General features: G+C 29.7%; 23 protein-coding genes and 1 tRNA gene. 20 read left to right on the top strand and 4 right to left on the bottom strand.

The window, feature by feature from the left end; translation table 11 throughout:
* Positions 1 to 25 precede the first annotated feature (25 nt).
* The 12 genes from serC (at position 26) to rplS (ending at position 11,707) form a co-directional block, all read left to right on the top strand.
* Positions 26 to 1,153, top strand: coding sequence for a 3-phosphoserine/phosphohydroxythreonine transaminase (gene serC / locus I1N47_02235; GenBank protein ID WBF65263.1), 1,128 nt, complete (start codon positions 26 to 28; stop codon positions 1,151 to 1,153).
* Positions 1,146 to 2,237, top strand: coding sequence for a prephenate dehydratase (pheA, locus tag I1N47_02230; protein ID WBF65262.1), 1,092 nt, complete (start codon positions 1,146 to 1,148; stop codon positions 2,235 to 2,237). The genes serC and pheA overlap by 8 nt, the downstream gene beginning before the upstream one ends.
* A 7-nt stretch (positions 2,238 to 2,244) precedes the next feature.
* Positions 2,245 to 3,366 (top strand): histidinol-phosphate transaminase, encoded by a 1,122-nt coding sequence (locus tag I1N47_02225; GenBank protein ID WBF65261.1) that lies wholly within the window; start codon positions 2,245 to 2,247, stop codon positions 3,364 to 3,366.
* Positions 3,363 to 4,256, top strand: coding sequence for a prephenate dehydrogenase/arogenate dehydrogenase family protein (locus I1N47_02220; protein WBF65260.1), 894 nt, complete (start codon positions 3,363 to 3,365; stop codon positions 4,254 to 4,256). Before I1N47_02225 ends, I1N47_02220 begins: the two co-directional genes overlap by 4 nt.
* Positions 4,257 to 4,260: 4 nt before the next feature.
* Positions 4,261 to 5,595 (top strand): 3-phosphoshikimate 1-carboxyvinyltransferase, encoded by a 1,335-nt coding sequence (gene aroA, locus I1N47_02215; GenBank protein WBF65259.1) that lies wholly within the window; start codon positions 4,261 to 4,263, stop codon positions 5,593 to 5,595.
* Positions 5,596 to 5,600: 5 nt separating this feature from the next.
* Positions 5,601 to 6,275, top strand: a complete 675-nt coding sequence (locus I1N47_02210) for a (d)CMP kinase (GenBank protein ID WBF65258.1) — start codon at positions 5,601 to 5,603, stop codon at positions 6,273 to 6,275.
* A gap of 91 nt (positions 6,276 to 6,366) precedes the next feature.
* Positions 6,367 to 8,079, top strand: a complete 1,713-nt coding sequence (rpsA, locus tag I1N47_02205; GenBank protein WBF65257.1) for a 30S ribosomal protein S1 — start codon at positions 6,367 to 6,369, stop codon at positions 8,077 to 8,079.
* 5 nt (positions 8,080 to 8,084) lie between these two features.
* Positions 8,085 to 8,369 (top strand): integration host factor subunit beta, encoded by a 285-nt coding sequence (locus tag I1N47_02200; protein WBF65256.1) that lies wholly within the window; start codon positions 8,085 to 8,087, stop codon positions 8,367 to 8,369.
* Positions 8,370 to 8,577: 208 nt separating this feature from the next.
* Positions 8,578 to 9,507: a histone deacetylase family protein gene (locus tag I1N47_02195; protein WBF65255.1), complete on the top strand. Its 930-nt coding sequence runs from the start codon at positions 8,578 to 8,580 to the stop codon at positions 9,505 to 9,507.
* A gap of 24 nt (positions 9,508 to 9,531) precedes the next feature.
* Complete coding sequence (locus tag I1N47_02190; GenBank protein WBF65254.1) at positions 9,532 to 10,272, top strand: electron transfer flavoprotein subunit beta/FixA family protein; 741 nt, start codon at positions 9,532 to 9,534, stop codon at positions 10,270 to 10,272.
* Entirely contained in the window at positions 10,269 to 11,213 is a 945-nt protein-coding gene (locus I1N47_02185) for an electron transfer flavoprotein subunit alpha/FixB family protein (protein WBF65253.1), read from the top strand. Before I1N47_02190 ends, I1N47_02185 begins: the two co-directional genes overlap by 4 nt.
* Positions 11,214 to 11,335: 122 nt before the next feature.
* Positions 11,336 to 11,707 (top strand): 50S ribosomal protein L19, encoded by a 372-nt coding sequence (gene rplS, locus I1N47_02180; protein WBF65252.1) that lies wholly within the window; start codon positions 11,336 to 11,338, stop codon positions 11,705 to 11,707.
* Positions 11,708 to 11,709: 2 nt separating this feature from the next.
* Here the strand turns inward: rplS and rsgA are convergent, their stop codons facing one another.
* Complete coding sequence (gene rsgA / locus I1N47_02175) at positions 11,710 to 12,615, bottom strand: ribosome small subunit-dependent GTPase A (protein ID WBF65251.1); 906 nt, start codon at positions 12,613 to 12,615, stop codon at positions 11,710 to 11,712.
* An 88-nt stretch (positions 12,616 to 12,703) separates the two neighbouring features.
* Between rsgA and orn the strand changes: the two genes are divergently transcribed.
* The gene (orn, locus tag I1N47_02170; GenBank protein ID WBF65250.1) at positions 12,704 to 13,249 is read left to right on the top strand and encodes an oligoribonuclease; all 546 of its coding nucleotides are present in this window, start codon (positions 12,704 to 12,706) and stop codon (positions 13,247 to 13,249) included.
* 4 nt (positions 13,250 to 13,253) lie between these two features.
* Here the strand turns inward: orn and I1N47_02165 are convergent, their stop codons facing one another.
* From I1N47_02165 to I1N47_02155, 3 genes are all read right to left on the bottom strand, one after another.
* On the bottom strand, positions 13,254 to 14,651 hold the full coding sequence (locus tag I1N47_02165) for an MATE family efflux transporter (protein ID WBF65249.1): 1,398 nt from the start codon (positions 14,649 to 14,651) through the stop codon (positions 13,254 to 13,256).
* A gap of 235 nt (positions 14,652 to 14,886) precedes the next feature.
* A complete protein-coding gene (locus tag I1N47_02160) occupies positions 14,887 to 15,150 on the bottom strand; it encodes a type B 50S ribosomal protein L31 (protein WBF65248.1) in 264 nt (87 codons plus the stop codon).
* 242 nt (positions 15,151 to 15,392) lie between these two features.
* A tRNA-Thr gene (locus I1N47_02155) sits at positions 15,393 to 15,468 on the bottom strand.
* Between the two features lie 345 nt (positions 15,469 to 15,813).
* Between I1N47_02155 and I1N47_02150 the strand changes: the two genes are divergently transcribed.
* The 7 genes from I1N47_02150 to typA all read left to right on the top strand — a co-directional run bounded on the left by I1N47_02150 (position 15,814) and on the right by typA (position 25,365).
* On the top strand, positions 15,814 to 17,268 hold the full coding sequence (locus I1N47_02150) for a pseudouridine synthase (GenBank protein ID WBF65247.1): 1,455 nt from the start codon (positions 15,814 to 15,816) through the stop codon (positions 17,266 to 17,268).
* A gap of 186 nt (positions 17,269 to 17,454) precedes the next feature.
* Entirely contained in the window at positions 17,455 to 17,973 is a 519-nt protein-coding gene (gene rimP, locus I1N47_02145; GenBank protein WBF65246.1) for a ribosome maturation factor RimP, read from the top strand.
* The gene (nusA, locus tag I1N47_02140; GenBank protein WBF65905.1) at positions 17,970 to 19,439 is read left to right on the top strand and encodes a transcription termination/antitermination protein NusA; all 1,470 of its coding nucleotides are present in this window, start codon (positions 17,970 to 17,972) and stop codon (positions 19,437 to 19,439) included. Before rimP ends, nusA begins: the two co-directional genes overlap by 4 nt.
* Before the next feature lie 81 nt (positions 19,440 to 19,520).
* Positions 19,521 to 22,394, top strand: coding sequence for a translation initiation factor IF-2 (infB, locus tag I1N47_02135; GenBank protein ID WBF65245.1), 2,874 nt, complete (start codon positions 19,521 to 19,523; stop codon positions 22,392 to 22,394).
* A gap of 23 nt (positions 22,395 to 22,417) precedes the next feature.
* Positions 22,418 to 22,780 (top strand): 30S ribosome-binding factor RbfA, encoded by a 363-nt coding sequence (gene rbfA, locus I1N47_02130; GenBank protein WBF65244.1) that lies wholly within the window; start codon positions 22,418 to 22,420, stop codon positions 22,778 to 22,780.
* Positions 22,781 to 22,810: 30 nt separating this feature from the next.
* A complete protein-coding gene (truB, locus tag I1N47_02125; GenBank protein ID WBF65243.1) occupies positions 22,811 to 23,530 on the top strand; it encodes a tRNA pseudouridine(55) synthase TruB in 720 nt (239 codons plus the stop codon).
* 20 nt (positions 23,531 to 23,550) lie between these two features.
* Positions 23,551 to 25,365 carry a translational GTPase TypA gene (typA, locus tag I1N47_02120; GenBank protein WBF65242.1) on the top strand — a complete coding sequence of 605 codons (1,815 nt, stop codon included), beginning with the start codon at positions 23,551 to 23,553 and terminating at the stop codon, positions 25,363 to 25,365.
* The last annotated feature ends 7 nt before the right edge of the window (positions 25,366 to 25,372 follow it).

The following is a 25,372-nucleotide window of genomic DNA, read 5'->3' as shown; positions in this document are numbered from 1 at the left end:
TCAGTAGTTAGGAGTTCGTGTGAGAGTGGATCAAATTTGGAATTTTTCATCTGGTCCTGCAGTTTTGCCTAAAAGTGTATTAGAACAGATTTCTCATGATCTAATTAGTTGGAATGATACTGGGTTTTCTATATTGGAGATGAGTCATAGAAGTGATGATTTTTCTAATATTTGTTACGAAGCAGAATCTGATTTACGTGATTTATTAAATCTTAGTCATGATTATGCAATAATTTTTACACATGCTGGAGGTCATGGTGCTAATTCCTTTGTTCCTATGAATCTTATGGGTAGATGTCATAATAGAAATGCTGACTTTATAGTTTCAGGTCATTGGTCTTATACCTCTTATCTTGAAGCAAAAAAATATGGTAATGTGCGTATAGCAGTAGATAATAATTCTGTTTTAAATCACAATAATTTTAAATATAAGCCTCGTAGATGGATGCCTCTTTTAGAAAATTGGAGATTAAGAAAAGAATCTTCTTATGTTCATTTGTGTAGCAATGAAACTATTGATGGCATTGAGTTTATTGACTGGCCTATTTTGGCAGATATGTCTGTTGATTCTGTTTTGGTTGTCGATGCCTCTTCTAATTTTTTGACAAGGCCATTATCTATAGAAAGAACTGGATTAGTATTTGCTTGTGCACAAAAAAATATTGGTGTGGCTGGTCTTACGGTTGTTGTAATTAGAAAAGATTTATTAGGAAAATTTTTGCCATTATGTCCATCATCTTTTAATTACACTAATATTTTTGAAGCAAATTCTTTGTATACTACTCCACCTATATTTCAAATTTATGTAGCTAGTCTAATGTTTAAATGGCTAAAGAAAAAGGGTGGCTTAACTGTTATTGCTGAAGAGAATAGAATGAAGTCTTCAGTTTTTTATGATTATCTAGATTCTACTGATTTTTATAATAATGAAGTAGAAAGAGGCGTAAGATCAAGGGTCAATATTACTTTTATGATAAAAGATAGTTCTTTGACTAGTATTTTCTTATCTGAGGCTAAAAAAATAGGTCTAATAAATTTAAATGGACATAGAACTGTAGGTGGATTAAGAGCTTCTATCTATAATGCTATGTCGATGTCCGGTGTTTTATCTTTGATCAAATATATGAGAGATTTTGAGTGTCATTATGGATGATGAATTATTGTTAAAATCAAGTTTGCTGCCTTTACGTAATTTAATAGATGATATTGATGAGCAGATTTTGGAATTATTAAACAAACGTGCTGAAGTAGTTATTAAAGTAGGTGATATTAAAAATAATACAAATTCTAATTCAACAGTTTTTAAGCCAGAAAGAGAGGCTCAAATTATAGAGACTTTACAAAATAAAAATTACGGTCCTTTTCAAAAAGATGCTATATATTACATTTGGAAAGAGATCATGTCAGCTTGTCGTGATTTAGAACGTCGTACAAGAGTTGCTTATCTAGGACCATCAGGTTCATTTTCTGAGCAAGCAGCATTTGAGCATTTAGGACACTCAGTAGATAAACTGTCATGTGCTTCTTTTGATGAAGTTTTCTATTCAGTAGAAAATGGTAAAGCTGATATTGGTATTGTTCCTATTGAAAATTCTCTTGAAGGAGCTGTTAATAGAAGCCTAGATCTTTTTCTTAATACTAATGTAAAAATATTGGGAGAGCGTTCATTAATAATAGAGCATTGTTTGCTTACTAAGGATGGAACAATGGATGGTATTAATAAAATAATGGCACATCCTCAAGCATTAGCTCAATGTCAAATTTGGTTAAATAAAAATTTTCCTAATATAGAAAGACTTCCAGCTTCTAGTAATTCTGAAGCTGCTCGTCATGCTTCATTTAATCCTAATTGTGCTGCCATAGCTGGAATGATAGCGGCAGATTCTTGGGGTTTAAAGGCTGTTTATTCTAAGATACAGGATGACATTAATAATCGCACTCGTTTTGTTGCTATAGGTAATTCAGAGTCAATGCCTAGCGGTAAAGATAAAACTAGTTTGATTCTGGCTGTTCCAAATCGTTCTTGTGCTGTTTATGAAATGATAAAGCCATTTGCTACTAATCATGTTTCCATGACTCGCTTTGAGTCTAGGCCAGCTCGTACTGGCCAATGGGAATATTATTTTTATATAGATATAGAAGGTCATCAGCATGATGAAAATGTTTCCAATGCTTTAAAGTTAATAAAATCACAAGTAGCATTTTTTAAAATATTAGGTTCTTATCCAGCACAGTGAGTAAATTATGGTTATTGAAAATAGATTTTTTTTGCCAGATTATATAAAGAAAATTAATCCTTATCAGGCGGGTAAACCAATAGAGGAATTAGCTAGAGAGTTTAATATAGACCCAAAAAGCATTGTAAAACTTGCTTCTAATGAGAATCCTCTTGGTGTTTCTGATAGTGTTATAAATATTATAAATGACTCCTTTAGGACTATATCTAGATATCCAGATGCTAATGGTTTTGATCTAAAATATGCTTTATCAGAGAAATATTCAATTTCAATAGAGAATATTGTTTTGGGCAATGGTTCAAATGATATATTAGAACTCATTTCATTGGCTTTTTTGGATAATAGATCTTCTGCGATATATTCTGAGTATTCATTTGCTGTTTATAAGATAGCTACTCAAGCTAGAGGTGCTAGACATATACAAATACCATCTATTGAATATCAGTATGATTTAAAAAAATTTTATAACGCAATAGATGATGACACTAGATTAATATTTATTGCTAACCCAAATAATCCAACCGGTACATTTATACCTAAGAATGATATTATTGATTTCTTAGACCATGTGTATAAAAAATATAATACCAAAGTCTTAGTTGTTTTAGATGAAGCTTATACTGAATATTTAGATGAAATTGATAGATTTGATAGTTTTTCTCTAATAGAAAAATATCCAAATTTGATAGTAATAAGAACTTTTTCAAAAGCTTATGGCCTTGCTGGATTACGTGTTGGTTTTTCAGTCTCTCATCCAGATGTAGCTGATTTTATAAATAGAGTTAGACAACCATTCAATGTAAATTCATTAGCTCAATTAGCAGCTATTACAGCCTTAGAAGATCAAGATTTTTTACATAAAAGTTGTATTCTAAATAAGGAAGAAAAATATCATTTGTATAGGTCGTTCGATTCTTTAAATCTAGAATATATTCCTAGTTTTGGCAATTTTATATTGGTTAAAGTAGGGGATGCTAGAAATATAAATTTTGAATTGTTAAAAAGAGGAATTATTGTTCGTCCAGTTGATAATTACGGTTTGTCAGAGTGGCTTAGAGTTAGTATTGGTAAGAAAGTAGAAAATACTTTGTTTTTAAATGCACTAGAGGATATTCTTAAGAAGATATGAGTAATAAAAATAATATTTTCTTTGAAAATTGCAATATATCAGTATTATCTATTATTGGTGTTGGTTTAATAGGTTCTTCTTTTGCTTTGGCTTTGAAGAGAGCTGGTTATAATGGTCATATCATTGGTGTTGATAATAATAACGAGTCTTTGATACGTGCTAAAGAATTAAATATTATAGATGATTATGCTAGTATAGAGTTTGCTGTTTCAAAATCTAACTTCATAATGTTAGCTGTACCAGTTGGTCATGTAAAAGATTTATTATTGAAAATAAAACCTCATTTATTACCAGATGCAATAATAACAGATGTTGGCAGTACAAAAATGGGTATAATTAGTGCAGCTTACGATGTATTAGGTGTTTGTATTGGTCAATTTATTCCAGGTCATCCTATAGCAGGAATTGAGAAAACAGGTCCAGATGCTGCTATTGCAGAGCTTTTTAAGCGACAGAATATTATTATTACTCCATTGATAGAAAATAGGAAAAGAGATTTAGATATCGTTAATAATTTTTGGTTATCTTGTGGTGCAAATATTATGTATATGAATCCAGAAGAACATGATAGTATTTTTGCTTCTGTTAGTCATTTGCCTCATTTCCTATCTTACATGTATATGTCTCAGGTAGCATCTTCTGAAAATTGTGATAGAAGATTATCATTGGCTGGTTCTGGATTTAGAGATTTCAGTAGAATATCTGCTAGTTCTCCAGACATGTGGTGTGATATATTTTTTTCTAACAAGAAATTCATAGAAATAGAGTTAGATAAGGTGCTTTCTTTAATTTTAACGGCTAGAAAAGCCTTAGATACGAAAGATAGAAAGTTATTGTATTCAATCCTAGAAACAGCCTCTGTTGTTCGCCGCAAATGGTTTAAGGAATAAATATATGGATCAAAAAATATCTTATTTAGATTTAGATAAATATTGTAAAGCCAAGGGTAGTTTTATTTTGCCAGGTTCAAAAAGTATATCTAATAGAGTATTGTTATTAGCAGCTTTATCCAAAGGAGTTACAGAAATTTATGGTTTATTAAATTCTGATGATACCAAAGTTATGATAGATGCTCTCTCCAAATTAGGCTCTATCATCTTAAATAAAGATATAAATAATATAGAATTAATAAGCAACGGTAGTTTTAATAGTGGAACCTTTGATTTGTTTTTAGGTAATGCTGGTACTGCATTGCGTCCATTGCTAGCTGTCCTTTCTTTTATGGATGGATATTATAAACTGCATGGTGTTCCAAGAATGCATGAACGTCCAATTAGAGATTTAGTGAATGCTTTAAGTCAATTAGGGTGTAATATTGAATATTATGGTAAAGAAGGATATCCCCCTTTAATAGTTAATCCTTTTATAAAATCTAATAAGGATAGTGTTTTTATAAAAGGCTCTGTATCTAGTCAATTTTTGACTGCTTTGTTATTAGCAGCTCCTGTATTTACAAATAAAAATAAAACTAACCTTACAATTCATTTGGATGGAGAATTAATTTCAAAACCATATATAGATATAACTTTGAACTTAATGGAAAAATTTGGAGTTATTGTTAATAGAATATCAAACGATAGTTTTTTTATACATCGTGAGAATTCTTATGTTACTCCTGGGAAAATATCTGTTGAGGGTGATGCTTCTGCTGCTTCTTATTTCCTAGCTCTGGGAGCTATTGCTGGAGGGCCTATTATTATAGGTGGTGTAGGAAGTAATAGTATTCAAGGTGATATAGAGTTTACAAAGTTTCTATCATCTATAGGAGCTAATATTAAATTTTTTGAAAATTCTATTGAATCCAGTGGTATTTTAGTATGTAATGGGGAAAAATTAAAATCTTTTGATGTCGATTTTAATATGATACCTGATGCTGCTATGACTGCTGCTGTATTAGCATTATATGCTGATGGTAAATGTTTTTTGCGTAACATAGGTAGTTGGCGCGTGAAAGAAACAGATAGAATAAATGCTATGCAAGTTGAGTTGAGTAAATTTGGTGTTAAGGTAGAATCTGGTGATGACTGGTTATCTATTGATCCAATTGATATGGATAAATGGCCGTCACAAGTTGTTATAAATACTTGGGATGATCATAGAATGGCCATGTGTTTTTCTTTGACAGCTTTTGGTAAAACCAATGTTAGAATTATGGACCCTTCTTGTGTTAATAAGACATTTCCAGAATACTTTGATGTATATAACAAGATGTTAATACAAAAAAGATAATATTTGTGTATATAAAATATAATATTCCAGTTATTACAATTGATGGCCCTACCGCTGCTGGTAAAGGAACTATAGCATCTTCTTTAGCAAAAAGATTAGGAGGTTGGTCAATTTTAGATTCTGGTGCTATATATAGATCTTTAGCTTTTTTTATTATTGAAAATAGTATTTCATATAATGATATTAATTCAATTTTGAATTTGTTAAAAACATTAATATTTTCCTTCCATGGTAACAATATATATGTTAATAATTTAAATATTACTGAGAAAATTAGAAATGAAGATGTTGGTAAAGTAGCTTCTATTATTTCAGAGAATAGTAATATTCGTGATTCTTTGTTATATGTGCAGCGTCTCTGTATTCAAGAGCCTGGTTTAGTAGCTGATGGTAGAGATATGGGTACAGTAGTTTTTCCTTTCGCTAGTTTAAAAATTTTTTTAACTGCAAATATTGATGTAAGAGTAGAGAGACGCTATAAACAGTTGATAACTAGTAAAGTCTCTGTTAACATTAGCAACCTTAGAAGTGCTATAATAGATAGAGATTTAAGGGATACTAAACGTGTAGCATCCCCTTTAATACCTGCTTCTGATGCTCATTTATTAGATTCTTCCTATCTTACAAATGATGAGACAGTAAGTATAATATTAGATTTATGGAAGAATAGGCTCTACTAATATTTTTATGTAAAATATTAGTAGTTTTTTAACTCCACCAATTTTTGGTGTGTATTTTTATGGTCTTTGTACCGAATGGTTTAATACTCCTATGTCATTATTTTCATCAAACGCTAGTAGCGGAGAGAGTTTTGCTGAGTTATTTGCAGAAAGTTTAAAAAAACAAGACATGAAGTCTGGTGAAGTAATTAGTGCTGAAGTTGTAAGAATAGATCATAACTTTGTAGTTGTGAATGCTGGACTAAAATCAGAAGCATTAATACCTTTAGAAGAATTTTTAGATGATCAAGGCAATATAGAAGTAAATACAGGAGATTTTGTATCAGTAGCTATCGATTCTTTAGAAAATGGTTATGGTGATACTATTTTATCTCGAGATAGGGCAAAAAGATTATCAGCATGGCTGAAATTAGAACAAGCTCTAGAAAGTGGGGAATTAATTACTGGAACGATTACAGGTAAGGTTAAAGGTGGTCTTACTGTGATGACTAATGGTATTCGTGCTTTTCTTCCTGGATCATTAGTAGATTTACGTCCTGTAAAAGATACTACTCCATATGAAGGTAAAACTATGGAGTTTAAAGTTATTAAGCTTGACAGGAAAAGAAATAATGTAGTCTTATCTAGAAGACAGGTTCTTGAAGCTAGTGTAGGGGAAGAGCGTCAAAAGTTATTAGAAAATTTATATGAAGGCGCTGTAGTAAAAGGGGTAGTAAAAAATATTACAGATTATGGAGCTTTTATAGATCTAGGTGGTGTAGATGGTCTATTGCATATAACAGATATGGCTTGGCGTCGTGTTAGACATCCATCTGAAGTTCTACAAGTTTGTCAGGAAATAGAAGCTAAAGTTTTAAAATTTGATCAAGAAAAAAACAGAGTTTCTCTTGGTGTTAAACAACTAGGAGAGGATCCATGGGTTGATTTATCTCGACGTTATCCACAAGGTACTAGGTTATTTGGAAAGGTTACTAATCTAACTGATTATGGTGCATTTGTTGAAGTGGAATCTGGTATTGAAGGTTTAGTTCATGTTTCAGAGATGGATTGGACTAATAAAAATGTTGATCCTCGCAAAGTCGTAACTTTAGGTGATGAAGTCGAGATAATGGTTCTTGAAATAGATGAGGAGCGTCGTCGTATTTCTTTGGGAATGAAGCAATGTCTTGTTAATCCATGGGAAGAATTTGCTATTAACTTTAAAAAAGGTGATAAGGTTAAAGGAGCTATTAAATCAATTACTGATTTTGGTATATTTGTTGGCCTTCCTGGAGGAATTGATGGATTGGTTCATTTGTCAGATTTATCTTGGACAGATAGTGGCGAAGAAATAGTTCGATCCTTGAAAAAAGGTGACGAAATTGAAGCTGTCGTTCTAGGAATAGATACATCTAAAGAAAGAATTTCTTTAGGAGTAAAACAATTAGTAAATGATCCTTTCCAAGATTTTGTAGCTGCTCATGATAAAGGTTCAGTTGTTTCTGGTGTTATAAAATCAGTAGAACCTAAAGGTGCTGTAGTTACATTAGCTCAAGAAGTTGATGCTTATCTAAGATCATCAGAAATATCTTCTGGTAAAGTTGAGGATGCTACTAGTATACTTAAAGTTGGTAATAAGATTGATGCTATGATTCTAAATATAGATAAGAAGGCTAGGTCAATTCAATTATCCGTTAAGGCTCGTGATGTTGTGGAGACAGTAGATACAATACAACGCATGTCTGATGCTAGTGCTTCTTCAGGAACAACAAATCTTGGTGCTTTACTAAAGGAAAAATTAGATCAACAGCGTAATGATGGTTAATTAATGTGACTAGATTAGATTTAATTGATAATTTATTAGCTAAATATCCTGATTTATCATTGAAGGATGTTGAACATGTAGTAAAAACAATTCTTTCTTCGCTAGAAGATGCAATGAAGTTAGGTAAAAGAATAGAAGTACGTGGATTTGGAAGTTTTTCAATTGTAATAAGACCTTCTAGAATGGCTCGTAATCCAAAGTCTGGAAGTTTTGTTCTATTAGAAGAAAGAAAAGTGCCAATTTTTAAAGCTGGAAAAGAATTGAAAGATAGAATTAAGTTATCAAAATAATATAATTCTGTATAAAATGATATTCTTAATAAAAACATAGAATTATTTATAATAATATTCTATGTTTTTATTTTTATGTAAATTATTTATATGTTTTATTTCTAATAAAATCAACAAAAATTTATCAATATTAGTTCTAAATATTTTTGTAGATTTGATAAGATAATATAATTTGTCTAGAAATCTTGATTTATAACTATAGGCTTTTATGAAGACTATGTATGTTACTCATCCTAGTAGTTTAAAGCATGAAATGGGTTATTTTCATCCTGATTCTCCTGAGAGAATACATTCTATCTCTGATCAAATGTTAGCGAGTGGTTTAATGTCTGTTGTAAAACATGGTTATTCTTTTAAAGCTTTAAAGAAAGATATATTGAGAGTTCATTCTTCTACTTATTGGGATTATCTATATAATAATATTCCAGCTAATGGGGAATATTATTATATAGATAATGATACTATAATGAATTCTTATACATTTAAATCTGCATTATATGCAGCTGGTTCTGGTCTATTTGCTATAGATACTATATTTAGTGATAACATAAAAAATGCTTTTTGTGCTATCAGACCTCCTGGGCATCATGCGAGTCGTAATAATGCTATGGGATCTTGTTTTTTTAATAATGTTGCTATAGCAGCTAAATATGCTTTTGATAAGTATAATATACGTAGATTAGCAATCATTGATTTTGATGCTCATCACGGTAATGGTACTGAAGAAATATTTTATGATGATGATCGTGTTTTAATGTGTAGTTTTTTTCAACATCCATTTTATCCTTATTTGGGAAAAGATTCTTTAAAAAAAAATAATATGTGTAATATTCCAATAAATGCTTATACAAGAATCAATAGAATTAAAGATCTTGTTAATAACCATTGGGTTCCAGCTATACACAAACATAAACCTGAAATTATATTAATTTCTGCTGGTTTTGATGCTCATAAAGAAGATGATATGAGTCAAATTTGTTTGACAGAATATGATTATGCCTGGATAACTAATGTTATTGTTGATTTGTCTGAACAATATTCAAATGGACGCATAGTTAGCATATTGGAAGGTGGATATAATTTGTCTTCTCTAAGTAGAAGTGTAGTTTTACATATTCGTGCTTTGGCTAATATATAGTTAAAATAGTTTGGGATTCTATTAATGAAGGTTTTAGTAGCTATAAAAAGTGTTATAGATCATAATATTACCGTTCAAATTAGGGATGATAATCTAGGTATTAAAACAGATAATGTGAAAATTTCTGCTAATCCTTTTGATGAAATTGCATTGGAGGCAGCAATTCAATTAAAAGAAAAAGGTATTATTTCTGAAATTATTGTGATTTCTTGTGGTTTTAATTGTAAAGCAATTTTACAAAATGCATTAGCAATGGGAGCTGATAGGGCAATTTTTGTTTATTCGAATATTGATTTAGAACCATTACCTGTTGCTAAAATTATAAAAAAAATAGTTCAGAAAGAAAAACCTCAAATTGTATTTTTAGGCAAGCAGTCTATAGATAAGGATTCTTGTCAAACTGGGCAAATACTAGCTGGATTATTAAATTGGTCTCAAGCAACATTTGCTAGTTGTATAGATTTTATAGATAATAGATTATTAGTAAATACTGAAGTTGATTTTGGCTCAAAATTAGTTTCTGTAAAATTACCAACTGTTATTACAGCAGACCTTAATCTTAATGAACCTAGGTATATTTCTTTACAAAATTTAATTAAATCAAAAAAGAAAAAGATTGAATTAATCGATTTAGAAGAAATTTCAAATGAAATCACATCAAGAATAGTTGTTTTAAATATAGAAGAAGCTAAAAAAAATAAAAAAACTTTATTTTTCAGTGATATAGATATTTTAATAGATAAACTTAAAAATGAATTAATATGATATTAATAGTTCCTGATCATAATAATTATTCTCTTAATAGTTCAATTCTAAATCTTCTAGAAGCTGCTCTAAGATTAGGTCTAAAAGAAGAGATACATATATTGATAATTGGATATAACTTAGAAAATGTTGTAAGAGAAGCCTCTAAAATATCTAATCATATAACTAAGATATTGGTAGTTGATGCATTTCATTTCGGAGATTTTTTAGCAGAGAATCATGCTTTGCAAATTTCTAAATTGGCTAGCAATTATTCTTATATTATTTTCTCTAATTCTTCATTTTCAAAAAGTGTCGCTCCCAGGTTAGCAGGTATTTTAGATGTTGCTCCGATATCTGAAATTTCCGATATTATTTCAAAGGATGTTTTCAAGCGTTTTATATACACAGGAAATTTTATAGAAACTATTTTATGTAATGAAAATACGAAAATTCTGACAATAAAAGTATCATTTTTTGCTACTAAAAATTGTTATACTGTAAATTCTAATATTCTAGTAGAGAATGTTACTCCAATAGATAATCTTGGGTTATCTATTTTAATAGATGAAAAAATAAATTTTACAAGTCGTCCTGATTTATTGAAAGCAAATATCGTAGTAGCTGGTGGTCGTGCATTAGGTAGCAAGGAAAATTTTGATAATTTAATAGGTGGTTTAGCTGATAAATTAGGAGCTGCCATTGGTGGATCTCGTGCTGCTGTTGACGCAGGTTATATTTCTAATGATTTGCAGATAGGTCAAACTGGCAAAAGTATTTCACCGAAGTTGTACTTTGCTATAGGGATATCAGGTGCGGCACAACATATTGCTGGTATTTGTAATGCTGGCGTGATCATATCAATAAATAATGATAGGGATGCACCTATTTTTCAATTTTCTGACTATGGAATAGTAGGGAATCTTTTTGATATTGTGCCAAAGTTAATAAAATTACTATAATGACACTGGATTTATTGAATAAAGTAAATTATAATCTTTTATTATTTAATAATATCATCCTCTAATTCTAGGCTAAAAATATATTTTATAAAAATAGAATAAATGATGATTTTGGAGTATTTATGAATTTAATTGCCGTTTTAGAAAAAGAAGAAATTTCTCGTTTAAGTAATCCTAAGAAAAATTTTGATTTTTTTCCTGGAGATACTGTTTCTGTTAGTGTCAACGTAGTAGAAGGATCACGCAAAAGGATTCAGATATATGAAGGTGTTGTAATAGCTAAAAGAAGCAAAGGTCTTAATTCTTCTTTCATTGTGAGAAAAATTTCTTCAGGTGAGGCTGTTGAAAGAACTTTCCAATTTTATTCTCCTCAAATAGAAGCTATAGAGGTAAAAAGATTAGGTAGTGTTCGAAGAGCTAAATTATACTATCTTAGATCTAGATTTGGACGTTCAGCCAGAATTAAAGAAAAGTTAGTATTTAAGAAAAAATAGTATTATGAGTTTTTTTTGTTTTCTTGATATTCTTTAATAATTTTTTTATATAAAGAATATCTTGTTTTTCTTATTTTATCGTCTATTACTGCTTGTATTATTCCGCAAAATGGTTCATGACAATGTGTGCAGTTATAAAATTGACATTCATGAATGAAATCTTTAAATTCAGGGAATCCTTTATCAATTTCTTTTAACTGAATATGTCTAATTGAAAATTCTTGAATTCCAGGAGAATCTATAATGAAGCTATTTTCAATAGCTAACTTGTATAATTTTGTATAACTTGTAGTATGTTTTCCTGTCCCTAGGTATCTAGAGTATTCATTTGTAGCTGCATTTGCAGATGCTACTAATCTATTAATGATAGTGGATTTACCCATACCGCTTTGTCCAACTAATAATGTAGTTCTGTTATTTAGAATAGGACTTAGTTTATTATTTACATCCTGATTATTTAAGCATTTTGCACTTAAGGTAATTAATTTTGTTTCTTCTGGTTTGATATCATTAATTTTTGCTATACTTTTTGATAGGTTTTCTTTTAAATCATCTTTATTTAAAATTATCGTTACTTCTATTTTTGATCTAAATGATTCTAATATTATGTTAGCTATAGTTTCTACAGAAAATTCCGGTTTAGTGGCAACTATAATAATGACATGATCTATATTTGCTGCTAATTTTTTTATCTTATTTTTATCAGAACGATAAAAAATATTTTTTCTTTCTAAGATATTTACTATGCGGTTTTGATCATATGATTCTTGAATTATTTTTACCCAGTCACCGATTGTTGCATCATTTTTTTTGCCTTTTAAATAACACTTATACAAACAATTATCTGATTCTACTATGTAATACTGTTTATGAAACTCAACAACTCGACCAATAATGTTATTTTCCATATATTAATATTTTGTTTATTTTTATAGTAAACTTACTATTAGAGTAAGTATTTTAATATAAAATTACAACTAATTACATAGATGATATATGAAAAATTTAAAAGATGATAGATTGGTTTGGGTTGATATGGAAATGAGTGGTTTAGATATATCTAAAGAACGTATACTAGAAATTGCAGTTTTAATTACTGATCATAATTTAGATATAATTTCTGAAGGTCCGGTATTGGTTATAAAGCAGAATAGCGACATACTAGATTATATGGATAAATGGAATACTTCTATTCATAACAGAAGTGGTTTAGTTGAAAAGGTTAAGAAATCTGAATTAAATGAGAATGATGCTGAAATAATTATATTGGATTTTCTAAAAAAATATGTAGTTGCAAATACATCTCCTTTATGCGGTAATACTGTGCATCAAGATCGTAGTTTTATGAAATTATATATGCCTAATTTAGAAAATTTTTTTCATTATCGTAATTTAGATGTTAGTTCTATAAAAGAAGTTATTCATAGATGGTATCCTAATTCAAAATATAAATTTATTAAACAGAATAAACATGAGGCGTTAGCCGATATTTACGAGTCTATAGAAGAGTTAAAATTTTATAAAAAAAATTTTTTTATTTAAAAAGTTAATTTTTTTTATTAGCATATTTGTTTGTAATTCTAATATATATAATATATAGAAAAAATGATGATACAATCATTCCAATTGTTGATAGTATCCATAAACTACTTACTGAAATATATGATTCTGGTGCAATAATTTTATGAATATGTTCAAAATAACCAATTCCTTTTCCAAAACCAAAATACCATCCTCCACCTAACCCTATAACTCCCAAAGATATTATTTGAGTAATAAATGGTATAGTGCTTATTTTATAAGCTCTTAATAGGTACGAATTGAAGCATTGAATAGAATCAAATATATGAAATAATGGCAATACTATCATAATGAGATTCAGGATAGTATGTTTTATTAAACCATCATTAGTATATATATTTATTATATTCTCTTTATTTGAAAAAATAAGGATTGCAATGATAAGGGATAGGAAAATAGTTAATCTTAATCCTGTATTTCCTATTTCTTTAGCTAGTTTATAATCTTCTGCTCCAATTGCTTGTGCAACAGCTGAAGATGTTGCTATTCCTAAAGCGATTGGAAAAACATATGTCACTCCTGCTATATTAGCAATAATCTGATGTCCTCCAATGGCTATAAGTCCTTCTTGAGCAACTAATATTGCCATGGATGTAAATGTTACTACTTCTACTAAATAAGAACCACTCATTGGTAGACCAATTTTTAGGAGTTCTTTCATTTCTGTTAATTTAGGTTTATATATGGTTAGTTGGAATTTAGAGAAAAAAACATCTGTTTTTATAATATAAAAAGCAATTATAAGATTTATCCAAGTTACGATAGCAGTTGATAATGCTGCTCCAGTTGCGCCCATTTTCGGAATATATTTATATCCAAATATAAATATACAATTAAATATAATTTTAAGAATTATGGAGAATATGCTTATAATCATTAACTTTTTAAACCTAGATAATGAAGCACATAAATTATATATAGTTCTGAAAATTAAGGATGCTGGCAAAGCAAATATTAATATATTTAAATAGGAAGATATATTAGAATAAATATTCTCATCCATATCTTCAAAAAAACTAAACCATATATTTGGAAAATATAGAAAGATAGAACCTATAAAAGATAAGAGAATTGCAATCCAAACTCCTTGACACCAGTAGATACCTATTGCTTCATATTTTTTTTTGCCAAAATTATTCGCTATTATAGGTATTAAGGAGTTAATGACTCCTATCAAACTTACAAATATTGTTATATATATAGAGCTTGATAATGCAACAACTGCTAAGTCTTCCTTGCTCGAATGTCCACTCATAATTGTATCAATTAAACCATAGGATACAGATACAATTTGGGTGATTAATATTGGCCAGAATTGACTTAATATTTCTTTCGATATAGTTCTTTTTTTTTCTATAATCATGTTTTCTTGTTTAGTTAATAATTTACAAGGATAAGATTTATTTCTATATTTTCTTATTTAATGGAAAAGAAACTATCTTGAGATTTTTTATGATTTTTTATGATTTTTTATCTATTTTATGTTGATTTTATAATATTTTAACAAATAATATAAAAATTATATCAATACTAATTAAGAAAATTTTACCTAAAATATTCAATTGTTGTAGATATAATTTAGGTAAAAATATAGTATTTTATTGCTTGGTTTTAGGTGTAGCAGTGCGAGAAAAGCGTGCTCTGAACTTTTCAACTCTACCGGTTTCAACCAGTCTAGTTTGTGCTCCTGTGTAAAATGGATGTGATTTTGAAGTAACATCACATTTAAACAAAGGATACTCATTGCCTTCTATTTTAATAGATTCCCTAGTTTTTACAGTTGATCTAACAATGAGTTTATGATCAGTTTGTATATCTAGAAAAACAACATCACGATATTCTGGGTGTATATTTGGTTTCATAATAAGCGAATTCCAATCATTATGTTATAATTATTAAACAAAATAACATTGTAATGCTATTGTTTTTGTAATGCCATATTTCATTATAGATAACTTGTATTTGATTGTTTGAATACAACTTATATTTTTCTAAACAGATTCTAATAAAATATGCTTAGGGTTAATAATAAACTATCGAAAGTTGCATTATTATGTGGTTATCTATATGATTATAGCCGAATTTGTATATAGGAATAAATTTTTGGTGCCGATAAGAGGAGTCGAACCTCTGGCCTTCGCATTACGAATGCGCTGCTCTACCATCTAAGCTATACCGGCTTATTTATTATGTCTTATGGCTTTATTTCGAGTTTCTTTATAAGAACCATTATTGTATAATAATGTTTATTTAAAATTAATCAATAATTTTTAATTACCTATTTACATATTTTCTTTATATAATGTAGAATTAAATAAGCATTTTTATATATTATGTTTGCTTATGATTTATGTTTTCTAATAGAATTATTTAGATAACAGTGTCACAAATTTTATTTGTGTTTAATATCTTTCTTTTATTCAATCCTGAAGTTTTCTAGTTTTATATTTTAAAATAAAATTTATTTGGGAATATCTACTGCTGTTAGTAAACCTTCCAGGAGTTTATGGTTTGGAGTTGTTTAGGTGACTAATAATAAAGCTACACCAAGCAGTATTTGTAATGGTGATAAGTTGTCAGAATCAGATTGTGATTGCGAAAATAAAGTAAATTTATCTCGTAATAAACGATGTAAACTACGCACTCCATTTAGGCGTCATAGAGACAATATTAGTGATTCTAGTATACATGTTGCTAATAATGAATCTGTTAATAATGTTGATAATCTAGATTTTCCTTTTTTAGAAAAATCAGACCGTATTGCGAATAAATTAAAGAGAACTTTAAGTAATAATGATTTTAATCCTAAATTACATAAAGTTCTTGCGGAATTGGGAATTGGGTCTAGAAGGGAGATGGAAGACCTTATAGTTGCTGGTAGAATATCTGTTAATGGAGCTCCAGCTCATATTGGTCAAAGGGTAAAACCAAGCGATCTTATCCGTCTAAATGGAAAGTTAATTCGTAGAGCAAATATTCGTAAGTCTCCAAGAATTTTGGTATATCATAAACCTTCTGGAGAAATAGTAAGCAGTAAAGATCCTCAGGGCAGGGAAAGTGTTTTTGCTCATCTGCCGAAAATAGAATTAGGTAGATGGATATCTGTTGGTAGATTAGATATAAATACAGAGGGTCTACTCATTTTTACAACTTCTGGGGATTTAGCAAATTACTTTATGCATCCAAGATATAATTTTGAGCGTGAGTATGCAGTAAGAGTTGTTGGTGAACTTACAGATCTACAAAGAAAATCTTTGAAGGAAGGAGTATCTTTAGACGATGGCATTGCTCGTTTTGAATCCTTAGAATCTTTAGGCGGTGAGTCAACAAATCGTTGGTATAAGGTAGTTATAAAAGAAGGTAGAAATCGCGAAATTAGAAGAATGTTTGAAAGTATAGGTATTATGGTAAGTAGGTTAATTAGGGTAAGATATGGCGATATATCATTACCACGTAATTTGCGCCGTGGTAATTATTATGAATTCGATGATTCATCTGTAATGGCAATTATGCTTAATAGTGGGTTTTCAAATACAAAGGATTTTATTAGTCCTTCAAATTCTATTAGAGAACCTAATAGAATTGATTTATTCAAGAAAAATAAAATCGATTCTCGTTCTTCATATCAAAAGGAATCTAAAACATTTAAGCGCAATAACAATTATTCTAATAATTATTCAATTAATAAGAATGATATAAATGTTAAAACTAACGAAAATAATGCAATATCTATAAATTCTCCTTCACTTAACGACTCCCTTAATAGATCTAGTTCTCATAAAGCTTATGATAGCAAAGTTGTTTTTAAAAGAAATAATAATCTAAATTCCTCGAATAAAAATAAAGATACTTTTTCTAAAAGAAAAAAGGCCTTAGTTAATACAATTACTAATCCTAATGATGATTGGCAGCCTAGTAATCCAAGTGCCCATGAATCTAATTTAGGAGTTCTTAGTAGAAAAAGAAGACATTTAAATTGATTTTTTTGTATACTTTTACACTTATAGTATAATTTTGATCAAATGTCTGTTAAAATTGTCAGATGGACACTGGTTTACCATGAATGAGTGAGGTTGTTCTATTTTCGTATTAAGCTTCTTTGAGCTGAACAGGCTCTTTTTTATTCTTTATCTTTATTGGATTTTATCCATTTATAAATTTTACATATGATTGATTTATTTTCTATTGCAGAAAATGCATTACAAGGATTGTCAAGTGATTTTGAACTTGTTGATGTAGAGATTCTTCCTGCTGGTGTTTTGCGTGTTACCATTGATAAAGTATCAGGCATAAGTATAGATGATTGTGAAAAAGTATCTCGTCATTTATCTCATGTGTTCACTGTAGAAAATGTTAATTATAGTAATCTTGAAGTTAGTTCTCCAGGAATAGATAGACCATTGCGTAAGTTTTCTGATTTTTTGCGTTTTATTGGTGAAAGAGTTGAAATTAAATTTCATAATGCGCTTAATGGTAGAAAAATTTTTAGAGGTGTTTTGTTTTTAAAAAGTGATTTACCTTATGAATATAAGGTAAATGAAGCAGATTACTGTGATATTACGTTTGGAATAAATATTGATAGTTTGGATGATAAAAAAAATATTCAAACTATTGATTTCGTTCTTAATGATGTGGATCGAGCAAAATTAGATCCTATTATAGATTTCAAGGGCAAATGGCGATGAGTCGTGAAATTCTTATGTTAGTCGATGCATTGGCACGTGAAAAAAATGTTACCCGTGAAGTTATTTTTTCAGCTTTAGAGGGTGCTCTTGCCTTTGCTATGAAGAAAAAATTTAAAGAGGATGTTGATATTCGGGTCTCTATAGATAGAGATACGGGTAAATATGAAGGTTTCCGTCGATGGCTTGTTGTGCCTGATGAAGATGGATTACAGGATCCTGATAAGCAAGAGATGTTGTTAGATGCTAGGGATATAGATCCTAATATTGATATCGGAGATTACTTGGAAGAACCTCTAGATCAGTCTGAATTTGGTAGGATTAGTGCTCAAGCTGCTAAGCAGGCTATTCTACAACGAGTAAGAGATGCAGAGAAAGAACAAATATTGAATGATTTTCTTAGTCGTGGAGAAAATATAATATCTGGCATAATAAAGAGAATTGATAAAGGTGATGCAATAGTAGATATAGGTAGAATAGAAGCTAGGTTACCGCGTTCTGAAATGATTCCTAAGGAAAATTTGAGAATGGGTGACAGAGTCAGAGCTTTGGTATTAAAAATTGATCGTAATATTCGTGGTCAGAGAGTTATATTATCAAGAACAGCACCTGATTTTATAAAATATTTGTTTGAAAATGAAGTTCCAGAAATAGAACAAGGTTTATTAGAAATAAAGGCAGCTGCTCGTGATCCAGGAATAAGAGCTAAAATTGCAGTAGTAGCCAACGATAAACGTATAGATCCTATTGGAACTTGTGTTGGAATGAGAGGTTTACGAGTAACGGCTGTTCGGAATGAATTAGGTGGGGAACAAGTAGATATAGTTTTATGGTCACCAGATCCAGCACAGTTTGTAATCGGTGCTTTGTCTCCTGCAAATGTTGAATCTATAGTTGTCGATGAAAATAATCATTCTATGGATGTAGTTGTCGATGATGATAATTTACCCAAAGCAATCGGAATTAAAGGCCAAAATGTTAGACTTGCATCAGATTTAACTGGTTGGAAAATAAACATAATGACTTCTGATGAAAGTTTGAAGAGACAGGAAACTGAAAAATTGAGACTGACATCTTATTTTGTAGATAAATTAAATATCAGTAATAGTGAGGCTGATATTTTGATAGAAAATGGATTTTCTGGTATAGAAGAAATAGCATATGTTCCATTGCAAGAGTTATTAGATATAAAATCTTTTAGTGAAGATTTTGTGAATAATTTGAGATTATCTGCTAGAAATGCCTTATTAACTGAGGCTATAGTTAAGGAAGAAAATTTAGGTTTAAAATCCATGTTAGATAGTAGAGATATTGATAGTAATATTTTGGAATCTTTAAGATCAAATAATATTTTTACTAAAAAAGATTTAGCAGAGTTGGATGCTGGGGAATTATCTGAGATATCAGGTTTAAATTTTAATGAGGCTAGTGAATTGATAATGCTAGCACGTGAAGATTGGTTTAAATAATTATTTAAATTAGAATTTTTATATATTATTTATTATTTATTTTTTATTTTTTTATTTTAGCTATACAGGGAATATGTCTTGATGTCGATTATAACTGTAGCTCAGTTTGCTGTTGAGCTTAATATGTCTGCTGATGTGTTATTGGATCAATTAAGATCTGCTGGTGCTAGTGTTAGTTCAGTAAAAGACTTTGTTACTAATAGCGATAAAATTAAACTATTAGAATCTTTGCGTAAAGCTCATGGTATGGATAATAAGGATAAAAAGATAGTTTTGACTAAAAAAGAAACTAGTGAAATTTATCAGGCTGATGCCAGGGGCAGATCTAGAACTATTCAAGTGAAAATTCTGAAAAAACGTACTTTTGTTAAAAAAAATGAAAATTTTAATAAAGATATAGAAAAAGAAAAAGTTGGAATTAATAATAATGTTATTAATAAAATAAATGAAAATATTGATGAATCTCCATCTAAAATTTCTATTAAAGATACAGATTTATTTAAGAATGAGCATTTGTCTAAGGAAGATTCTTCTGTAAATTTTAATGAAAATATTGGAAAAGTTGATGCTGAGAATCTTTTAAAATCTCAAAATGAAGATATAGAGCATAAAAATTCACTAAAAAATGGTATTAATATGCCATTAAAGGCATCTATCGATATTATTGATAATAATATTGAATCTTACAATAAAGATTCAAATAAGATGGAGCCTTCTTCTAAGTCTCAAATTATGAAAAATCCTAAGAATGTAATAAATAATCGTAGTGCAAATCAAAATCTAATTACAAAGACAGAAAAAAAATCTGAGAAATTTATCAATGATAGGGAAAACGCAAAAAAAACTTCTGAAGCTGAAGCTGCTGCTTTGCAAAATATGTTGAATCGTCCACGTAAAGTTGCAAAAACAACCGAAAATCCTGTCAATTCTAAAAACAATAAAAATATTTCTGTAAAAAAAGATAATAAGAGTAATACTTCTTCAAAAAAGTCACTAAAATCATCTGATGTTTCTTCAGCTTGGAGTGAAGAGAGTTCTCGTAGGAAAAATTTAGATAGAGATAAGCGTTCGACATTATTAAATGATGTTGATGGATGGAAGGTTTCTGGAATAAAAACTAATAAATCTTCGAAAAATAATAAACATAACTTTAATAATTTCTCAAAAGATTCTATTAACCAGCAACAAGAGTTTATAATTAAAAAAATACATGTCCCTGAGACTATTACTGTTGCAGATTTAGCTCATAAAATGTCTATCAAAGCGGCTGAAGTAATAAAACATCTTATGAAACTTGGTCAAATGGTTACTATTAATCAGGTACTAGATCAAGAGACAGCTATGATAGTCGTTGAAGATCTTGGTCATACAGCAATTGCAGCAAAGACAGATGATCCTGAAACTTTTTTAGATGAATCTAAGGTTATTAATCAATCTGATTATATTACAAGAGCTCCTGTAGTTACTGTTATGGGTCATGTCGATCATGGTAAAACTTCTTTGCTTGACTATATAAGAAAAGCTAATATTGCAAGTAATGAAGCAGGCGGTATAACTCAACATATAGGTGCTTATAATGTAAAAACTGCTTTGGGTTCGATAACTTTTCTTGATACTCCAGGACATGAAGCTTTTGCTTCCATGAGGGCTAGAGGAGCAAAGGCTACAGATATTGTTGTTTTAGTAGTTGCTGCAGATGATGGAGTTATGCCACAAACAAAAGAAGCTATAAGTCATGTTAAATCAGCTTCTATACCTATGATTGTTGCATTAACAAAATCTGATAAACAATCTGCTAATTTAGATAAAGTAAGACAAGAGTTAATATCAGAGGGTATAGTTCCAGAAGAATATGGTGGTGATATCCCATTTATAATGGTTTCTTCTAAAACTGGTTCTGGAATAGATAGTTTATTAGAACATATATTATTACAAGCAGAAATTTTAGAACTTAAATCTTCCGCAAATGTTAATGCCAAAGGTGTAGTTATAGAGGCAAGTCTTGATAAGGGCAAAGGTCCTATTTCTACTGTTCTAATCCAAAATGGGACCTTAAAAAAAGGTGATATTGTTCTTGTGGGAGCTACATTTGGTCGTGTTAGAGCAATGTTGGATGAAAGAGGAATTGCTTTGCAAGAAGCTGGGCCTTCAACTCCTGTGGAAATACATGGTCTTACTGATGTTCCTTCTGCCGGAGATATTCTAGTTTCATTAACTGATGAGCGTAAAGCCAGAGAAATAGCTTTATTTAGGCAAGGTAAGTTTAGAGATTCAAAATTAGCAAAAAAACATGCTGCAAATTTTGAATCTATGTTTGATAATATGGCTGATGCTGTAGAATCTAGGGTGCTATCTATTATTATAAAAGCAGATGTCCAAGGTTCTCAAGAAGCTTTAGCTAATTCATTGATAAAACTATCTACTGATGAAGTAAAGGTAAACATTATTCATGCAGCTGTAGGTGGAATATCTGATAATGATGTTAATTTAGCTATTGCTTCAAATGCTTTTATAATAGGTTTTAATGTTAAGGCAGATGCAATAGCCAAAAAGAATGCAGAATTAAATAATGTTAGAATGAATTATTATAATATTATTTATGATGCAATTAATGATATTAAATCTGCTATGTCTGGTATGTTAGCTCCAGAGAAGAAAGAAGACATTATTGGTACTGTAGAAATTCGTGAAGTATATGTAATATCAAAAATTGGTAGTGTCGCTGGTTGTATGGTAACTGAAGGTATAGTAAAAAAAGATTCAAAAGTAAGATTATTTAGGGATAACGTATTAGTTTGGACCGGACAAATAGATTCTTTACGAAGATTTAAAGATGATGTTAAAGAGGTAAGATCTGGATTTGATTGTGGTATTACCTTGAAAGGAAATCCAGAAATTATTCCTAATGATCAGTTAGAAATTTTTGAAATTAAAGAAATAGCTAGAACATTATAATATATTGGGAACGTTTTCTATTTATGAAAATGATTGATATTGACAAAGTGTCAGGTAGAAATACTCGTATTTCTAAACAAATTCAGAAGGATTTATCAAAAATAATTAGCCAAAAATTTACTATAAAGGAAATTGGCATTGTTACTATTTCGAAGGTGGATCTTTCAGTTGATTATGCATATGCTAAGATATATTTTACTGTATTTGGTGTTGATCCTAAGATAGTAGAGGAATTCTTGAATAAAAAATCAGGTTGGTTTCATTCCTATCTTTATAAAAGACTACATATACATACAGTTCCAACTTTGTTATTTTTGCATGACTCTCATATAGAAAAAGCTAATAATTTATTAGATTTGATAAAAAAAGCTAATATTGATTCTTAGTTTTTTATTCAGTTTACTTTTACAATAAATATGTCCAAAAAAGTTTTTCGTAATCTTGATGGTTTTATATTACTTGATAAACCATCAGGATTATCAAGTAATATTGCATTGCAAAAAGTTAGGCATGCTCTTGAAGCTTCTAAGGCAGGTCATGCAGGTACATTAGACCCTTTTGCTACAGGTTTGCTTGTTTGTTGTTTTGGAAAATATACTAAGTTTTCATCTAAATTAATCGATTCTTCCAAATCATATATAGCAACTTTGAAATTTGGAGAAGAAACAGATAGTAGTGATTTTACCGGTAATGTTTTGTATAGATTTGAAGATGATATTTTAATAAATAAAGATTTTATTATAAATATTTTAAATTCATTTATTGGTGAGATTACACAAATTCCGCCTATGTATTCTGCTATTAAATATAAAGGTATTCCATTATATAAATATGCAAGAAAAGGCATTGATATAAATAGAGAACCAAGAAATATTAATATATATAATATAAAATTATTATCATTAAAAAGTAACTATATAGTTATTGAGGTTTTTTGCAGCAAAGGAACTTATATTAGAACTTTAGCTCAGGATATCGGTAGAAAATCTGGTTTTTTTGCACATTTAGTAGAATTAAGAAGGTTATCTGTAGGTCCATTTTGCATAAATCAGGCAATTGATTTGAATTCTTTGTTATTAATGGAAGAGCCAAAGAATGCTATGCTTGATGAGAATAAAATATCTACATTTTTTTAAATTATAAATAAGGATTTTGTATGGCTAAAGCTTTGCGCAATATTGCCATAATAGCTCATGTTGATCATGGAAAAACAACTTTAGTTGATCAATTGTTACGCCAATCTGGTGTGTTTAGAAATAACCAGACTGTAACAAAGCGAGTTATGGATTCTAATGTTCTTGAAAAAGAAAGAGGAATAACAATTTTATCTAAAAATTGTTCTGTTGAATACAATGACACATATGTAAACATTATTGATACTCCTGGACATGCTGATTTCGGAGGTGAGGTAGAACGTGTATTGTCAATGGTAGAAGGGGTTTTACTTTTAGTAGATTCTGTAGAAGGACCAATGCCTCAAACAGTATTTGTAACAAGAAAAGCGTTAAGTTTAGGTTTAAAACCAATAGTTGTTGTAAATAAAATTGATAAACCAGGAGCTCGTCCAGATTTTGTGATTAATGAAGTTTTTGAGTTGTTTGATCGTCTTGGAGCTACAGAGGAACAATTAGATTTTCCAGTAGTATATGCTTCTGGTCTTTCTGGATATTCAAGTAGTGATCATAATGTACGTTCTGGTGATATGTCATATTTATTTGAAACTATCTTTAAATACGTACCAGAACCTCACAATGATTCAGATGGGCCTTTACAAATGCAAATTGCTTCATTGGATTATAATTCTTATGTAGGAAAAATTGGGATCGGCAAAATTCATAGAGGTGTATTATACCCATCTATGGATGTTATTCTTAAAATGGGTGAATCTGGATCAGCTATAAAAGCTCGTATTAATCAAGTTTTAAAATTTTCAGGTTTAGATAGAGTTGCTGTTGAAAAAGCGGAAGCAGGCGATATAGTTCTTATAAATGGAATAGAAGATTTAGAAATAGGAATTACTATTGCTGATCCTTTAAATATAGATGCTTTGCCTGTGCTAAAAATAGATGAGCCAACGCTTACCATGAATTTTATGGTAAATACTTCTCCTTTAGCTGGTAAAGAAGGTAAATTTGTTACAAGTAGGCAAATACGTGATAGGTTAGATTTAGAATTAAAATCTAACGTAGCTCTTAAAGTGCGTGAAACCGATGATGATACTGTATTTGAAGTTTCTGGGCGTGGTGAATTACATTTGACTATTTTGCTTGAAACTATGCGTCGTGAAGGATATGAATTATCAGTTTCAAGACCACGTGTTGTTTATAAGGATATTGATGGAATAAAACATGAACCATTTGAAGATTTAACATTATATGTTGATGATATTTATCAGGGTTCTGTTATGGAAGAAGTAGGAAGGCGCAAAGGTGATTTACAGAATATGATACCTGATAATCACGGTAGAACACGCTTAGAGTATGTGATTCCAGCTCGTTCACTCATAGGATTTCAGAATGATTTTATGAGCATTACTAGAGGTAGTGGTTTAATGAGTCATGTTTTTAGAGAGTATGCACCATTTTATGAAGGTTCTTTGAGCAATAGAAGAAATGGTGTTCTAATTAGCCAATATGCTGGCGAGTCTGTTGCCTATGCTTTATGGAAATTACAGGATCGAGGAAGGATGTTTATCAAACCAGGAGAGTCTTTATATGAAGGTATGATTATAGGTATCCATAGTAGAGATAATGATTTGGTGGTAAATCCAGTCAGAGAAAAACAATTAACTAACATAAGAGCTTCTGGAACAGATGAAGCTATACGTCTAGTGCCTCCAATTAATCTAACTTTAGAATATGCAATAGAATTTATAGAAGATGATGAATTAGTGGAAATCACTCCAAAATCTATACGTTTAAGAAAAAGATATTTACAAGAACATGAAAGAAGACGTAATAGAAATGTTTGATCAAGCA

Source organism: Candidatus Kinetoplastibacterium crithidii (assembly GCA_027557655.1).
Lineage (GTDB): Bacteria > Pseudomonadota > Gammaproteobacteria > Burkholderiales > Burkholderiaceae_B > Kinetoplastidibacterium > Kinetoplastidibacterium crithidii_C.
The sequence above is the reverse complement of the archived record's forward strand: the minus strand, read 5'-3'. Positions and strand labels throughout refer to the sequence as shown.

Coding starts and splice junctions, on each gene's coding strand:
- pheA (WBF65262.1), top strand. CDS start 1,146: ATGGATGATGAATTATTGTTAAAATCAAGTTTGCTGCCTTTACGTAAT.
- I1N47_02225 (WBF65261.1), top strand. CDS start 2,245: ATGGTTATTGAAAATAGATTTTTTTTGCCAGATTATATAAAGAAAATT.
- I1N47_02220 (WBF65260.1), top strand. CDS start 3,363: ATGAGTAATAAAAATAATATTTTCTTTGAAAATTGCAATATATCAGTA.
- aroA (WBF65259.1), top strand. CDS start 4,261: ATGGATCAAAAAATATCTTATTTAGATTTAGATAAATATTGTAAAGCC.
- rpsA (WBF65257.1), top strand. CDS start 6,367: ATGTCATTATTTTCATCAAACGCTAGTAGCGGAGAGAGTTTTGCTGAG.
- I1N47_02195 (WBF65255.1), top strand. CDS start 8,578: ATGAAGACTATGTATGTTACTCATCCTAGTAGTTTAAAGCATGAAATG.
- I1N47_02190 (WBF65254.1), top strand. CDS start 9,532: ATGAAGGTTTTAGTAGCTATAAAAAGTGTTATAGATCATAATATTACC.
- I1N47_02185 (WBF65253.1), top strand. CDS start 10,269: ATGATATTAATAGTTCCTGATCATAATAATTATTCTCTTAATAGTTCA.
- rplS (WBF65252.1), top strand. CDS start 11,336: ATGAATTTAATTGCCGTTTTAGAAAAAGAAGAAATTTCTCGTTTAAGT.
- rsgA (WBF65251.1), bottom strand. CDS start 12,615: ATGGAAAATAACATTATTGGTCGAGTTGTTGAGTTTCATAAACAGTAT.
- orn (WBF65250.1), top strand. CDS start 12,704: ATGAAAAATTTAAAAGATGATAGATTGGTTTGGGTTGATATGGAAATG.
- I1N47_02165 (WBF65249.1), bottom strand. CDS start 14,651: ATGATTATAGAAAAAAAAAGAACTATATCGAAAGAAATATTAAGTCAA.
- I1N47_02160 (WBF65248.1), bottom strand. CDS start 15,150: ATGAAACCAAATATACACCCAGAATATCGTGATGTTGTTTTTCTAGAT.
- rimP (WBF65246.1), top strand. CDS start 17,455: ATGATTGATTTATTTTCTATTGCAGAAAATGCATTACAAGGATTGTCA.
- nusA (WBF65905.1), top strand. CDS start 17,970: ATGAGTCGTGAAATTCTTATGTTAGTCGATGCATTGGCACGTGAAAAA.
- infB (WBF65245.1), top strand. CDS start 19,521: ATGTCGATTATAACTGTAGCTCAGTTTGCTGTTGAGCTTAATATGTCT.
- rbfA (WBF65244.1), top strand. CDS start 22,418: ATGAAAATGATTGATATTGACAAAGTGTCAGGTAGAAATACTCGTATT.
- truB (WBF65243.1), top strand. CDS start 22,811: ATGTCCAAAAAAGTTTTTCGTAATCTTGATGGTTTTATATTACTTGAT.
- typA (WBF65242.1), top strand. CDS start 23,551: ATGGCTAAAGCTTTGCGCAATATTGCCATAATAGCTCATGTTGATCAT.